The 13834-nt window shown below is 46.3% G+C and carries 14 protein-coding genes (1 of these 14 only partly in view); 9 read left to right on the forward strand and 5 right to left on the reverse strand.

Features of this window, described 5'->3' with window-relative positions; genetic code table 11:
- Nucleotides 1-24: 24 nt before the first annotated feature.
- A complete protein-coding gene (locus tag LFX17_RS18785) occupies nt 25-2337 on the forward strand; it encodes an ATP-binding protein (protein ID WP_238732067.1) in 2313 nt (770 codons plus the stop codon).
- Nucleotides 2337-3011, forward strand: coding sequence for an LIC_20245 family lipoprotein (locus LFX17_RS18790; protein WP_238748221.1), 675 nt, complete (start codon nt 2337-2339; stop codon nt 3009-3011). Before LFX17_RS18785 ends, LFX17_RS18790 begins: the two co-directional genes overlap by 1 nt.
- 60 nt (nt 3012-3071) lie before the next feature.
- Here the strand turns inward: LFX17_RS18790 and LFX17_RS18795 are convergent, their stop codons facing one another.
- Nucleotides 3072-3500 (reverse strand): Hsp20/alpha crystallin family protein, encoded by a 429-nt coding sequence (locus LFX17_RS18795; protein WP_238748223.1) that lies wholly within the window; start codon nt 3498-3500, stop codon nt 3072-3074.
- 115 nt (nt 3501-3615) lie between these two features.
- On the opposite strand from LFX17_RS18795, the gene LFX17_RS18800 reads away from it, so the two are divergent.
- The 3 genes from LFX17_RS18800 (at nt 3616) to LFX17_RS18810 (ending at nt 7189) form a co-directional block, all read left to right on the forward strand.
- Nucleotides 3616-5541: a PAS domain S-box protein gene (locus LFX17_RS18800; protein ID WP_238748225.1), complete on the forward strand. Its 1926-nt coding sequence runs from the start codon at nt 3616-3618 to the stop codon at nt 5539-5541.
- Nucleotides 5538-6269: a LytR/AlgR family response regulator transcription factor gene (locus LFX17_RS18805; RefSeq protein WP_238731736.1), complete on the forward strand. Its 732-nt coding sequence runs from the start codon at nt 5538-5540 to the stop codon at nt 6267-6269. The genes LFX17_RS18800 and LFX17_RS18805 overlap by 4 nt, the downstream gene beginning before the upstream one ends.
- Before the next feature lie 248 nt (nt 6270-6517).
- Nucleotides 6518-7189 (forward strand): dienelactone hydrolase, encoded by a 672-nt coding sequence (locus LFX17_RS18810; RefSeq protein ID WP_238731737.1) that lies wholly within the window; start codon nt 6518-6520, stop codon nt 7187-7189.
- 41 nt (nt 7190-7230) lie between these two features.
- On the opposite strand, the gene LFX17_RS18815 is transcribed toward LFX17_RS18810, so the two are convergent.
- Entirely contained in the window at nt 7231-7431 is a 201-nt protein-coding gene (locus LFX17_RS18815; protein WP_238731738.1) for a YgaP family membrane protein, read from the reverse strand.
- Nucleotides 7432-7642: 211 nt separating this feature from the next.
- On the opposite strand from LFX17_RS18815, the gene LFX17_RS18820 reads away from it, so the two are divergent.
- From LFX17_RS18820 to LFX17_RS18835, 4 genes are read left to right on the forward strand one after another with little or no spacing between them, the layout of a single operon-like run.
- The gene (locus tag LFX17_RS18820) at nt 7643-8329 is read left to right on the forward strand and encodes a Crp/Fnr family transcriptional regulator (RefSeq protein WP_238731739.1); all 687 of its coding nucleotides are present in this window, start codon (nt 7643-7645) and stop codon (nt 8327-8329) included.
- 21 nt (nt 8330-8350) lie between these two features.
- Entirely contained in the window at nt 8351-9160 is an 810-nt protein-coding gene (locus LFX17_RS18825; protein ID WP_238731740.1) for an efflux RND transporter periplasmic adaptor subunit, read from the forward strand.
- A 6-nt stretch (nt 9161-9166) separates the two neighbouring features.
- Complete coding sequence (locus LFX17_RS18830) at nt 9167-10420, forward strand: ABC transporter permease (RefSeq protein WP_238731741.1); 1254 nt, start codon at nt 9167-9169, stop codon at nt 10418-10420.
- A 20-nt stretch (nt 10421-10440) separates the two neighbouring features.
- Nucleotides 10441-11154, forward strand: a complete 714-nt coding sequence (locus LFX17_RS18835) for an ABC transporter ATP-binding protein (protein ID WP_238732068.1) — start codon at nt 10441-10443, stop codon at nt 11152-11154.
- Between the two features lie 40 nt (nt 11155-11194).
- Here the strand turns inward: LFX17_RS18835 and LFX17_RS18840 are convergent, their stop codons facing one another.
- The 3 genes in view from LFX17_RS18840 to LFX17_RS18850 are tightly spaced (at most 4 nt apart) and all read right to left on the reverse strand, a layout consistent with a single transcriptional unit that may run on beyond the window.
- A complete protein-coding gene (locus tag LFX17_RS18840; RefSeq protein WP_238731742.1) occupies nt 11195-11992 on the reverse strand; it encodes a hypothetical protein in 798 nt (265 codons plus the stop codon).
- The gene (locus LFX17_RS18845; RefSeq protein WP_238731743.1) at nt 11989-12900 is read right to left on the reverse strand and encodes a hypothetical protein; all 912 of its coding nucleotides are present in this window, start codon (nt 12898-12900) and stop codon (nt 11989-11991) included. Before LFX17_RS18845 ends, LFX17_RS18840 begins: the two co-directional genes overlap by 4 nt.
- 4 nt (nt 12901-12904) lie before the next feature.
- Nucleotides 12905-13834: the 3' portion of a 1-acyl-sn-glycerol-3-phosphate acyltransferase gene (locus LFX17_RS18850; RefSeq protein WP_238731744.1), read on the reverse strand. Its footprint extends 222 nt past the window's final position; 930 of the gene's 1152 nt are visible here — the last part of the coding sequence; its start codon lies beyond the right edge, outside the window — the gene reads right to left on this strand; its stop codon occupies nt 12905-12907.

Here is a 13834-nt window from a genome sequence, read left to right on the forward strand (position 1 = left end):
GATAAATCTGCCGCGTGCGAAATACTGCCTTTTGTGATCGAAATTGCAATCACATCCAGAATCACGGCGTTCCCGATCGTATACGCGAAGTCGCGGGGCTTTTTTGAAAAAGAAGGAGTTCCGGTTCAGATCCGGGTGCTCGAAAACTACGATGCGGTTCTCGCTTTTTTGAGTTCGGGAAAGGTGGAGGCCGGTGAAATTCCGTTTACGACTTGGTTGGATCTGCATTTCAAAAAGGCGGCGCCGAACAAATCGATTTATCGAGGAATGATTCTTTCGAGAATGATCCATTCCTTTTACTCGAGATACAACTCGACCGCGGATTCCATCTTGGAAGGAACTCCGTATTTAATCCCGGTTCTGCAAAGCACTTCTCTTGATAAATTGCTCGCGCAGGAATTTTTAAGTTCGAGTCGTCTTCGTAAAAAAATCTCCGCTTCCTTCGTTTATTCCCGGTCGTATCTTTTGGAGAACGAGTTCGCTCAAACGGGAACGCTCGGCCTCGTCGGTTCCGTTCAGGAATCCCATTTTTTAAACAACGGGTTCCGCATTTCGGACGGAAGGGATCTTCCTCCGTATCGATTGCCGGTCAACATGCTCGCGTTTAACGGAAGATTTGCGAGAACGTATCCCGATCGCATTCAAAAAGTGCAAACCGCTTTGACTCGAGCGATCCAATCCCTGATCGAGAACACGAGCGTTTCCACCGAACACGTGATTCAGGAAAGTATTCCCGAGTTCAAGATCGAAGCCGAACAACTGCATTACTTTTACAAACAACCTTCTCAAGATCTAAAGGAAATTCTTTCTCCGGTCGCCGCGTCGGAGGAGTTGGAATATCTCGGAAAAATTTATTGGAGATCGATGGGACATCTCATCGATCCTCCTCCGGTTCTTTTGGAAGCCCTAGACTTTGCGGCAAAAGATCCGATTCCTTCGTATCCATCCGCGTTTAAAACGAAAAAGACGGCGTTGATGGAAGAACAGTTCAACCGCAAGGACGAGTCGAACAAACTTTTACAACAAGCGGGTGATCGACGAGAACTGGGGGATTTGGTTTCCGATCTTCAGAATCTCGTGTTGAACATCTACAATTCCAAGAAAGGAGTTCGTCTTCCGATACTTCCTTTGAAAGGAACCGCTTCCGCGATCCGTTCCGGAGTCAATTCGATTCTCGATTTTCTTTTTCAGGAGATTCGTAGTCAGGAAATCCGTACATCAGCAATCGATAATGTTCTTATGATGCAGGGTTTGGAGATGGACAAACGAAGCATCGAACTTCAATTCTCGGACGATCGATTCAATTACCTTTTCGAATTTTCTCCGATTCCGGTCATTCTTTTGGATTCGGTTTCGGGAGCGTTGATCGCCGGGAACTATAATTTTAGAAGTTTGACCGGTTATAGCAAGGACAACATCACCAATCTCAGACTCGAGGATCTGTTTCCCGGTTTGAACGAAATGGGGGATTGGTCCTCTCCCACAAAGTCCGCCGAAACGATGTTGCGTGTCGATCAAGCGAAGATGAGGCTTCGGGACAAATCGGAAATGGGAGTATCCTTGAGCATTACCGCGTTGTTCGAACGCGCGCGGAAAATTTATCAGGTTCATATCCTTTACGATTCGGAAAAGAAGGAAACCGAACAGGCAAAACACGAATTCATATCCAATATAAGTCACGAACTTCGTTCTCCGATGACGAACATCCAAGGTTACTTCGAACTTCTCCGAGCGGAGTTGAATTCTTCCATTTCCAAAGAACAAGTCGGAATGTTGGATGTGATCGAAAAGAACATCAAACGTCTGAATCACCTGATCGAAAACCTGCTGAAGTTCGAAGAAGTTCGGACGGAAGACAACTCCGGTTTGATCGAGAATTTCGATCCCGCTCTCGTCATCGAGGAAGTCGTCTATTCGAACGGGCCATCGGCAAAGGAAAAAGGGCTCGGAGTCGAACTCTCTCTGATCAAGAAGTTGAAAGTACGCGGAATCCGTTTCGAATTCTCGCAGGTGATCACGAATCTTTTCGTCAATGCGATCAAATACACCGAACGGGGAAAGATCGAAATCCGAATGATCGAATCGGGGACCGGCAAACTCGAAATTAACATCAAGGATACGGGAGTGGGAATCGATCGCCAATACGTCGAAAAGGTGTTCGAACGTTTTTTCAGAATTCCGAACGATCGAAACAAACGGATCGGAGGAACCGGACTCGGTCTTCCGATTTCCAGAAGTATTCTTCATAAGATGGACGGGGAGATCACTTTGGAATCCCGCGTCAACGGCGGAAGTAATTTCCGCATCTTCCTTCCTTTGCAGAAACAGGAATCGTGATGAACAAAAAAATCTTATATTCTAGTATTTTAATTCTTTTATGTATTTTCGCGTATCTCGCTTTTTTCGAAGGAGACGGTCCGTTCGGCGGCGGAAGTTCTTCGAGTAATGATCGTTTGGCGAATGGACTCAGCCGAGACACGGTCAGCCGGGAAGAAGGTTCTCTCTTTGAATCTGGAAATTTTTTGGACTTCTCCAGTGCGAGCGAGTCGGATACAAGCGTCGTTTCGACCGGTGATACGTCCTCTGCGGAAGCCGCCGGCGGTTATTCCAATCTTTCCCCCGAAGAAAAGGAACGAATCCGAAAGGAAGTCATTCAAAAAGTAAAACCTTTGGCCGACCGTTTTCCGAATAACAGCCTCATTCCGAGGGAGTTGACCAAGGAACAGGAAGAGAAGAAAAAAAAAGACGAAGAAAGAATGGATGAAGTGCGCGCGGCTCTTCTCGAAGGAAGAGAAGTCGCTAAGCCGGAAATGACGTTTTATCTGGATTCTAAGATCAAACGTTCGGACGACATGACCGAGATTCTGGAATACAGCGTGCAGTTCTTTAAGGACGCGGGAAGAAATTATCCTGCTTCTTCCCTTAAAGTGATCGAAGAACGGCTTCATTCTCTGCGTGAAAGCAAGAACGAACTTTTAAACGCAAAAAAGAATTTGGATCAACCTCAGTAAAAAAAAACGTCCGAACCGACCGTTCACCGATTCGGCGGAACTTCGTCCGGCATTCTTTCGTTATTGAACGTTGATCTTTTGTTCCACTTTTTTCCCGTCCGCTCTTTGCGGAATCGCGAGTTTTAGAATCCCATTCTCGTATTTCGCAGTGATTTTTTCCCGGTCCGCCGTATCGGGGAGGTTGAACGAACGGCTAAAGGATGAATAATTGTATTCCCGTTTGCTGTAGTGTTTGTCTTCCTCTTTGGATTCCGTTTTTTTCGTTGCACTGATCGTCAGCAAATCCCCTTCGAGATCGATCTTGAAATCCTTCTTATCCAAACCGGGAGCGGCACATTCCAATTCGTACCCTTCTTTCGTTTTGACTACGTTCACCGCAGGTATATGACGCACCCAATCTTTTTGCAGGAACTCGTTCCAGTTGTGGAAGAAGTGGTCCAGGTTATTCAGACTCAAAAAGTGGTCGTGAGTTTTTGCGAGACTGTTCATAAAATTCTCCTTTTGTTTGAAACGAATTTTTATCATCCTTGTTTTGTTTGGTCAAGATTGGCTTGGGTGAACGGCCGGAATAAGGCGAGACCTGCAAATTTACAGGATTTTCGGAATGGAAGAAACACAAAAAGAACTGAATCGGTTACGAAATGTCGTCGATTGCCTGGAAATGTTGTCAGGTTTATACGGCAAGGCCGTGGACTTGGAAGAGGCTTTGTCGAAAATTTTAGAACGATTGTCCCAGGTTGCCAATTGTCTGTACGGCCAAGCCTGGCTTTTCGACGAATATGCGAATTCCTTTTTGCTGGAAGCGGTATTTCTTCCGGATCGATTTGCCTCTATTCAAAAGGATCGTTCCGATGCGTCCGCTAAGATTGCACCCAACGGTCCGCTATACGAACGCTTCTTCCGAAATACCGAGGGCACGCGAATCGTTTGGGACGTTTCATTTACGCGGCCGCTTTCGATTCCTGAATCGCTTTCGACTCAAATCGGATCCGTGCTCGATTTTTCGATTATTGACGGGAACGAAGTCGTCGGGGTATTTCTTCTATTTTTGGAAAACAGTTCGGAGCCCGGGGCCAAATTCGCGGCCGAGTTGAACTGCGTTACGCGTCATTGGGGCGGTCTGATTTCGGAAAAACGTCTTCGCAGATCTCTGCAGGAAAGCGAAGGAAGAATGCGGAAGGTTCTCGAGAACATGCCGATTCTCTTTATGGCGGTGGACAGCGGATTTCGTCTCGTATCTTGGAATCACGAATGCGAACGGGTGATGGGTTATTCCGAAAAAGAAGTTCTTGGAAAAGAGGAATTCCTTCAGGAAAAACTTTTACCGGAATCCAATTCCGGATCTTTGATGAAGATGGATTCGAAAATTTTCGATTCCGACTTTAAGAACTGGGAACTCGAACTCATCGCCAAGGACGGAAAAACGAAGACGATCTTCTTATCCAATCTTTCCTCCGAGTTTCCTTTACCCGGTTGGGAAAAATGGTTCGTCGGTGTGGACATCACTCACACGAAAGAGATCGAACGCGAGTTAAAGGGTTCTTTAAAAGAATTGTCCGATTTTCAAACCGCGTTGAACGCGGTTTCCATCGTTGCGTTCACCGATCGGGCGGGAACGATCATCTACGTGAATCAAAACTTCTGCAATATCAGCGGTTATTCGCGGGACGAACTTCTCGGACAAAATCATCGCATCATCAACTCCGGTTATCATTCGAAGGAATTCTTCAAGGATCTTTGGAAGACGATTTCCAAAGGAAAGATCTGGAAGGGAGAAATCAAAAACAAGGCTAAGGACGGAAGATTTTATTGGGTGGATACGACGATCTCCCCGATCTTGGACGAAAACGGGAAACCGTATCAATATCTCGCGATCCGAAACGACATCACCGAACGAAAGGAAACGGAAGAGAAGGCGAGACACGCGGAGAATAATCTGAAGACGCTTCAGGATAGAATGAGTCCGCACTTCTTGTTCAATACGCTCAGCATCATTCATTCGTATCTGCAGACCAATCCCGAACTTGCGGATTCCGCGATTCTGATGCTTGCGGATAATTATCGATTTCTTACCGATCAAGCGGTCAAACAACTCGTTCCGTTCGACGTGGAGTGGGAGTTTATGGAGAATTATCTTCAACTTCTCAAGCTGCGTTTTTCCGATTTTATCGACGTAAAGGTCGAGAAGATCGGGAACTTCAGCAAATGCCAGCTTCCGCCTTTGACGTTGCAGCCGATCGTCGAGAATTCCTATCTTCACGGACTGCGAAACAAAAAAGGAAAAGGGATAATTTCCGTTCAGGCTTATATCGAAGGGACAAAAACCCATATCTTAATTCGAGACGACGGGGTCGGGTTCAAATCGGATATGATCCATTCAAGAACCTTAACAAACATCTCGGATCGACTTAAATTTTATCTTTACGAATCCGAAGTAAAAATCGAGAATCACCCCGAAGGCGGCACGGTAGTGACCGTGACTTTTGATAAACCGAACAACGAAAAACTTTCGGATTCAATCGGAAAATGACTACGGGAAGAGAATGGAAAACGATGATCGTGGAAGACGAGGCTCCCACTCGGGAACTCCTCGTTAACTTTTGTTTGTCTCGTCCCGAACTCAAGCTCTGTAAGGTTGCAAAAGACGGAGAGGAAGCTCTCGAATTTCTATTAGCCGAACCGATCGATCTCGCCTTCTTCGACATCAACCTTCCCTTGCTTTCCGGTTTGGAAATTTTGGAACGGTTGGAGGTTCCTCCGTATATCATCTTCATCACCGCGTTGAAGGACAAAGCGATCGAAGCGTTCGAGTTGGGGGCGATCGATTATCTGCTAAAACCTTTTTCGAAGGATCGCTTTTACAAAGCCGTTGACCGCGCCGTTCAATTTCTCGATCAAAAGGTGGAACCCGCTCCCAAAAACGTATTCAACGAACACGGACTTTTCATACTCGAAAAGGAGAATCACTTTCTGATTCCGTACAAAGAGATCAATTACATCTCTTCTCGCGACAACTTCAGTCTCGTTCATACGGACGCGAGAGAATACGTTACCTATAAATCCTTGAAAAATCTTGAAACCAAACTTCCGCCGACTCGCTTTTTAAGAATCTATAAACAATACATCATCAACCTGGAAAAACTGTCGCACCTTCAGAGCGATAATATGGGAAATTATTCCGTCTACTTAAAGGACGAAGAGGAAACACAACTCCCTGTCGGCCGCAAATACATCGCAAAGATCAAGGAACTTCTGTAACTTAAGTACCAAGTTTCGTACAGTTTCGTCTAACGTTCAATCGTGAGATCTCCATAAAAACCGATCCTTCTTTTTTACCCTCTCATTTCACCGAAAACCTCTCCCATTCGCAACATCCCCCGGGGGTGATTGACCTGTCGTTTGGAATCGATTACGATTCTTCATCCGTGCCGGAAACTCTGCACGCCGAGACGCGATTTGTTGTAAGTGCGCGCGTTTCAAATTCGGAAAAAGCGTTCAAACGATTTATGATGAGGGAAAGAAAAGATCATAGCAAAACCATCGCCATTCGAGTGAATCGGATCGGCTTAAAGGGTGAACTGCGTCTTCCTCTTCATTCCAAATTGCTCGTGATTACGGTTTTGGGAGAGAAGGAAGGCAGACATCTGGAACGGTTCGACGCTCTTTGTAGGACTTTGTATGCGAACGGGATCGGTACTTTTTTTCTATCCGGGCTTTTGACCGAGGATGAAAAAAAAATCTCCGCAAATCTTTTCGACGAGTCCCTGCTCGCGGATCGTTTGGTCGAAGTAACGAAAAAATTAGAAGCGCTTTCCGAAACAAAAGGACTTAAGTTCGCGTATCTCGGTTTTTCCAATATCGCCGAAAGAATCTTTCGTGCCGCTTCCACATTGAAGGGAAAAATCGAAAGTCTGATCTTGATCGGAGACGGATTACTGCCTTTGAACATCGTGTTTAGCGACGTTTCGATCCTGAACATCATCGGAGCCCTCGATTTTAAAACGATCCAATCCAATCAGATCTTTCTGAATCGAATCGAGACTCCGTTGAAAAAATTGTATTTGATACCCGGTTCTCCGAGTCATTTTGAAGATCCGCAAAAATGGAGATTGGTGTCGGATACGGTTTTGAAATGGTTCTCTCACCCGGAACGAAGAACGCTGGAGTTCGCCGAATAAAGAACCCGAACCGGGTTCGTAAAAACCCGGTTCTCTGTGTTTCACTTCTTCATGGGGCAGGTGCTGAATCCGAATACGGAGTATAACGGACACCATCCTAAAACACCGGTTCCTAACGGAACGAAACCCGCCACCAATAGGACCGTACCAATCACTCCCTGAGTCGCATATCCGAAACCGATGAGAGCGATTCCCAAAACGATTCGAATGATGCGGTCGATTGTTCCTTCGTTGATTTGCATAGCCGACTCCTTGTTGTACATTAGAACTATTGGATGCTGAAAATCGAATTTCGCAAATCCGAATCGATTTTCTCGGGAATGATAATTATCATCCGATTTTTCTCCTCTAAATCCGCCGAAAACCGTCCAAATCCGCCTCATACCCCGTCGCCCGTTGACGGATCGATCGAATCGGAGTATGAATGAATCACTCCGATAGAGGTAGATAAGAATGAGTGCACTCAAAAAAACCTTCACACCGTTTCCAGAAAACGACGTAACCTCCGAAAAAGGTTCCTTGCGATTGGTGAATCCTTCGAGTTTCAATCAAGATAAGAAGATCAAGACTTTCGAGAAAGGAGAGGTTCTATTTCGAGAAGGCGAATCGTCCAAAGGATTCTATATCATTCTGAAAGGAGCGGTTCGCGCTTATCGCGCTTCCAAAAACCAGGATAAACAACAGACATTCAAAATCCATTGTGTAGGAAGCTGGGTCGGATTGAGGGATTCGATCGGAGGAGGAAAGTATCTTCACAATGCGACCGCGTTGGAGGATACGGAAGTGCAATTCATATCCGAATCGGAATTCAGACTTCTTCTGCAGGCGGATCCCGGATTTCGGGACTTGGTTTTCGATCGAATCGCGAACGAAAGCAGGGAAGCCGAAAATAAGATCTATTCGATGGGAACCCGTCAAGTGCACGCTCAGGTCGCCGAATATCTTTTAGAGAGCATGAACGAACAGGGACAGGAAATCGAACTGCCTTTTACGCGAGAGGTTATGGCTTCGATCATCGGAGTGAAAACGGAAACTCTCGTTCGGACCCTTTCCGATTTAAAATGCAGGGGTTGGATCGAGATTGATAAGAAAAAAATCATAGTTCAAGACAAAGAGCATCTCGCCCGATTGCTGGATTGAATCACCGGAAACGTAAGTTAAATGAATCTAATTCGAGCTTATTTTAAAATCGTAATCGGATCCCGCTGGGGACGCGTCGCACTCTTAGGAGTTTCTTCGATTATTATAATATCCGTAATTTATATAATCCTAAATAACAAACGATCCGAGTTCACTCCCAAGGTCGGACCGATCGTAGAACTGGTTTATTCGCTGGGAACGGTAAAGTCGGAACGGGTCTATCATCTCAAAATGGGTGTGACCTCCTCCGTTCGTAAGCTGTATGTGGAGGAGGGTCAGGTCGTAAAGGCCGGTCAATTGATTCTTATAACGGATTCCGGAGTTTCCTTTACCGCGCCTTTTTCCGGAACAGTCACTTCTCTCTTATTTCAGGAAGGCGAAATCGTCATGCCGGGAACGCCGGTTCTCACCATGATGGATTTGAACAAAACATACGTCCTTCTTTCCCTGGATCAGGATTCGATGTTGCGGATTCGCACAGGACAAAAAGCGGAACTAAGCTTCGAGAATTTACGGGGAAATAAGATGCTCGGAAAGGTCAGCCGTGTTTATCCTTCCGACGGTCAATTTTTTGTCCGCGTCGACGTGGATTCCATGCCCGAAGGAATTTTACCGGAGATGACGGCGGACGTCGCGCTGGAAGTTGCACGCAAAGAAAACGCCGTCTTGATCCCCATCAGAGCCGTTGAAAAAGGCAGAATCCGCGTTAGACGAAACGGGAAGACGTTCTGGGTGCAGGCGAACGTCGGCGCGGTCGACGGAGAGTGGTGCGAGGTCTTGGAAGATTCGGTGTTACCGACCGATACGGTCTTTTTAAACGGAGAAAAGTAAATCCATATGTTTTTTCTCGCGATTCGGCAGTTATTAAAGAGACCTCAGCAGACTTTTCTGACTTTTTTGGGGATTCTCTTGGGAACCGCCGGGTATGTCGTTTTTTCCGGGATGATGTTGGGCTTTCAGGAATATATCACGGATCAACTCGTGAACAACGACGCGCAAATCCGCATCTCGCCCAGGGACGAAGTTTTAAAGAAGGAAAGTTTCGAAGGCATTTTTTATCCCGATTCCACGGTACGATGGATCAATCCTCCTTCGGGAAAAACGGACTCTACTCAGCTAACAAACGTTAAAGGCTGGTTTTTGAAATTGGATCAGGACGAACGCGTGGAAGCGTATGCCCCGCAGCTCAATAGACAACTGATCTTCAAATTCGGAAAACAGACTTTGCCCGGAAAATTGCAAGGGATCGATCCCGCTCGTCAAACCAGAGTGACGACCATCGGTAAATATGTGGAGAAAGGAAATCTCCGGGATTTGGATCGGGGAGGCGATATGATTTTTGCCGGATCCGGATTGTTGGAGAAACTCGGCGCCGAAACCGGCGATACTCTTCAAGTGGTTACCACGAACGGCAAATTATCGAACGTCAAAGTCGGCGGAGTCTTTCGGGTCGGGAATCGAATGATCGATGATACGACCGTCTATGCCTCTCTGCGGACGGTTCAGAGGATTACGCAGTCTAACGGAGTCATTTCGGAAATAGCCGTTCGATTGATCGACGTTTCGAAAGCGGCCGAAGTCGCAACGGAGTGGTCTTTTTTTACCAAGGACAAGGTTCAAAGCTGGGATCAGACGTACGAAAGCGTTTTGTCCGTGTTCAAAACGCAGAATATCGTAAGGAATACTACGACGTTTACGATCATACTCGTTGTCGCTTTCGGAATATACAATGTTTTGAATATGGTTGTGAATCATAAAAAAAGGGAAATCGCGATTCTTCGATCCGTAGGTTTTGACGAAGGGGACACGATCCGACTCTTTATCATACAAGGGCTTTTGTTGGGTCTGCTCGGAGCGGCTTGCGGTCTGATTGTGGGAGCGATCGCGTGTTACGCTTTGGACGGTTATCCGATCGGCGGTAAAACGACCAAGGGACAAATGATGGTCAACGTGATGAAGATTTCTTGGGATTATACGATCTACGTTAAGGCCTTCAGCTTATCCGTAATTACGAGCGGAATCGCGGCTTATATTCCCGCTAAGTCCGCTTCGAAACTTTCTCCAGTCGAAATCATACGGGGTAGCGCATGAGTCCGGGGCGAAATCACACTATGGAAAAGGAAGAAACCGCAGCGATCGCGTGCACGTCCTTATCCAAACGATTCGGAGAACCGCCCACATACGCGGTGCAGGACGCGGAGTTTCGTCTGCAGCGCGGAGAGTTTGTCGCTTTAACGGGAAGATCCGGTTCCGGGAAATCCACCTTGTTGTATATGTTGAGCGGATTGGATCAGCCGAGTTCCGGAAAGGTGTTTCTGAACGGAATGGATCTATTTTCGATGCCGAGCAAAGACGCACATATATTCCGAAATTTGAATATAGGATTCGTATTCCAATTTCATTATCTTTTACCCGAGTTGACCGCAATCGAAAACATATTGATGCCGACGCGTAAAACCGAAAAGAATATCCTTAAACGGGACGAAGCAAGGCGACTCCTATCCGAGTTCGGTTTGGAACACTGTAAGGACAAATTTCCTTCCCAAATGTCCGGGGGCGAGCAGCAAAGAACGGCAATCGCGCGGGCTTTGATCATGAATCCGATTTTTCTGTTTGCGGACGAACCGACGGGAAATTTGGACACGGCGAACGGCGACAAAGCGATGGAAATCCTGAAACGGATCAATCAGGAGAACAGAACCACCGTCGTTTTTGTGACGCACGACCCCGATTACGCCGCCTTGGCTGGACGTAGAATTAACATGGTGGACGGAAGAATCCATTCCGATTCCCTGCAAAAGATGAGTAAGGCGGTTGTCCGTTAAAAACGTTTTGTCCGCGTCTTCCACTTTAGAAGTTTCTAATTTACGAATGTTTTCGTTTCTTTTTGACGGGAGCCTTCTTTTTCGGCTTCGCCTTTTTCTTGGAGGATTTTTTAGAAGCGGCTTTCCTGGATTTGGCGGAAGCGTTTGCCGCGCCCGGAAGTTTCATTCCGGAAATCGTATACGCGAGTTCGATCAGCTCCTCCAAACCTAAAACGCCCATGATGTGAAGGTTCTTTTCAAATCCGAGCGTTCTCAAAAACACCAAAAGATTCTGAACGCCGAAGGCTTCGATGAGTCTCGGAATATCTCCGATTCCCCTTTGACGGATCCAGATGCCGGATTGTTGCGGAGTCAATTCGGCGACCACGGGGATCAGTTTGGTGGGCGGAACCTTTAAGGAAAGTTCGATGAAGTTTTGAACTCCGACTTCGTTTAACAAAGCGATCGATTTGTGGGGACCGATGTTTTTTAAAAGTTCCGCGGAGGATTCTTTACCGGTTTTTAAGGACATTTCCGCGATGTCGGCCGCGGGAATCGAAGTGGATAATAAAACAAGATCGTCCATCGGAATACTATTTGCGAAATACGTAATGTCCGCCGGACGAACCGTGGATAAAAGTTGCACTAGGGTTTCTTCCGGAATTCGGTTTAAAAATTCGATGATGGTTTTTTCGTCGAGGTTCTGGCTGATGTACAAAAGGGTTTTGTGATCCACCTTCTCCGAAAGGGAATACAGTTTTTCATAACCGAGTGACCGAAACAGTTGAAAGGATTTGCCGGTGCCGAGTTTGTCCAGGTATTCGAGGGCCTTTCCGATCTGATTGATCACTTTTTTCATCCAAGCACATCCTCCAGCAGATCCGTTACGAGCCCAGTCAGCGGTTTTTGTTTGTGAATGGCAAGAAGGTTTTCCGCGGTCGTTTTAGAAACGGAATTTTTAAAGCGAACGTATTCCTCTTCGGAATAGCCCAGGAATTCCTTCAAGGTTTCCCCTCTGTATTCGTTTAATATCGCGTCCCTGAAATTCTCGTAAAACTTTTCTATACTTTGTTCCAGAAGTGGATCTTTGGAAACCGCTTCTCTCAGTTTTTCCAAATGTTTTCGGAGATCTGCGGATTCGAGATGGCCGATGTCCGCAAAGCCGGTTTGAAAAAGGATCTTCAACGTGTTGCGGATCAGAATTTTGCCCGCCTCGCTTTCCGAGGAAGAATGCAGAACCTCCGCCATCTTTTCCGTAAAACCGGGAAGTAAAACCGAAAGAAATCCGGAGATCTGTTTCTCGAAACCCGCGGCTTGAAACACTCCCGCGAGAGGGTTCAGCTTTTTATTAAATTCTACTAATATCTTTTCGAGACCTTGCGAAAACATCTCCTGAATCGGAGATTGATTGAGAATCTTCATCAAAAATAGTTTGGAAGGGGCCGCGACCGTTCCCGCCGCGAGTTCCAAGATCGCTTCCTGCGTATCGGCGCTCATCGCTTCGGAAACCGAGTTGAACGGAAGAAGAGTCCTTACATCCAAACCTTGTAAAATGATTCTCGCTTTTTCTTCCGGAACTCTGAGTCCCGCTACCGGTTCCAAGGAGACGGAAATTTTTTCCGGCAACAATTCTTTCAAAGTGGAATCGAAAACGAAGTCGAAAATTCTTCCGATGCTTTTCTGAACTCGTTCCGGATTTTCGATCCAGGCTTTTGCCGCGGATCTAAATTCTTTTTTAGGGGAGAAGAGGCGTTTCCAAAATCCCATCGAATCAAATTCCCGAATCGCTTAAAGAAAGAAGAATTTTATCCAGCTCCGGTTTGTGAAAGGTGAGCTGGTTTGCGTGATACAAGAACGGGTTTTTCTTTCTCAAATTTCTCGTGTCTCCTTCCTTATGAAGAAGTTTTTCCGTAGCAAGAACGTGTCCGTTTCCGTCGAGTTTGAGAAGTTTATGTTCAAAGCCTCTCTGCAGAATATGTTGAAACGCATCCTCGAGGTGAGAACCGAACAACTTACCGGAGACGTGAATCTCCTTCCCCTTTTTTTTGACTTCGGAAGCGAAACTTTGCAGACGTTTTAACAAAACGTCCTTGCCGACCGCGGCTTCGGAACTCAAACGCATTAGAATCATGGAAAGCAGATTGCCGGTCGTCGCGACGTAATTTTTTCCGAGTCTTTCTTTGACGATGTTGGCGACCTCGTCGCTGTTCGCGCTTTCGGAAACGTCGAAATTCTCCCCGTATGCGATGTGAAGCTGGGTCTTTTTCGCGGAGATGTAATCGTACGTCAGAGTGAAGGAGATGAAGTGAACGTCCTTGATCTTCGTGCGGATAAAGTAGACTCCCTTTTTGATCTGATTCAAATAGCCGTCGTGGTTGAACGTTCCTTCGGGGAACATGAAGAGATTTCTGCCCGAGTTCACCCGCTCCACAAGAGTGTTCCATTCCTGATCGACCATGTTTCTGAGTTCTCCGCTTTTGAGAAGTTCTCTCGCATTGTCGCGGAACGGGCGTTTGATGGGAAAGGCTCCGATGTATCTTAAAAATGTCGGAATCAAGTTGGTTCTATCGATAAAACCGAAGATGAATTTCAGTGTTCCTTTCGGACGGAACTCCTTTACTAAAAAATGTTTTTTTAATATATCTTCCCGTGCGGGGATCGCGAACTTGATCTTGGGTTGAATCACTCTATGGATCGCGGC

The sequence above is a fragment of the Leptospira sanjuanensis genome (assembly GCF_022267375.1).
GTDB classification, from domain to species: Bacteria; Spirochaetota; Leptospiria; order Leptospirales; family Leptospiraceae; genus Leptospira; species Leptospira sanjuanensis.

What these genes read in the sequence shown, in the direction of transcription:
- LFX17_RS18790 (WP_238748221.1), top strand. Translation starts at nt 2,337, where the DNA reads ATGAACAAAAAAATCTTATATTCTAGTATTTTAATTCTTTTATGTATT.
- LFX17_RS18795 (WP_238748223.1), bottom strand. Translation starts at nt 3,500, where the DNA reads ATGAACAGTCTCGCAAAAACTCACGACCACTTTTTGAGTCTGAATAAC.
- LFX17_RS18800 (WP_238748225.1), top strand. Translation starts at nt 3,616, where the DNA reads ATGGAAGAAACACAAAAAGAACTGAATCGGTTACGAAATGTCGTCGAT.
- LFX17_RS18805 (WP_238731736.1), top strand. Translation starts at nt 5,538, where the DNA reads ATGACTACGGGAAGAGAATGGAAAACGATGATCGTGGAAGACGAGGCT.
- LFX17_RS18810 (WP_238731737.1), top strand. Translation starts at nt 6,518, where the DNA reads ATGATGAGGGAAAGAAAAGATCATAGCAAAACCATCGCCATTCGAGTG.
- LFX17_RS18815 (WP_238731738.1), bottom strand. Translation starts at nt 7,431, where the DNA reads ATGCAAATCAACGAAGGAACAATCGACCGCATCATTCGAATCGTTTTG.
- LFX17_RS18820 (WP_238731739.1), top strand. Translation starts at nt 7,643, where the DNA reads ATGAGTGCACTCAAAAAAACCTTCACACCGTTTCCAGAAAACGACGTA.
- LFX17_RS18825 (WP_238731740.1), top strand. Translation starts at nt 8,351, where the DNA reads ATGAATCTAATTCGAGCTTATTTTAAAATCGTAATCGGATCCCGCTGG.
- LFX17_RS18830 (WP_238731741.1), top strand. Translation starts at nt 9,167, where the DNA reads ATGTTTTTTCTCGCGATTCGGCAGTTATTAAAGAGACCTCAGCAGACT.
- LFX17_RS18835 (WP_238732068.1), top strand. Translation starts at nt 10,441, where the DNA reads ATGGAAAAGGAAGAAACCGCAGCGATCGCGTGCACGTCCTTATCCAAA.
- LFX17_RS18840 (WP_238731742.1), bottom strand. Translation starts at nt 11,992, where the DNA reads ATGAAAAAAGTGATCAATCAGATCGGAAAGGCCCTCGAATACCTGGAC.
- LFX17_RS18845 (WP_238731743.1), bottom strand. Translation starts at nt 12,900, where the DNA reads ATGGGATTTTGGAAACGCCTCTTCTCCCCTAAAAAAGAATTTAGATCC.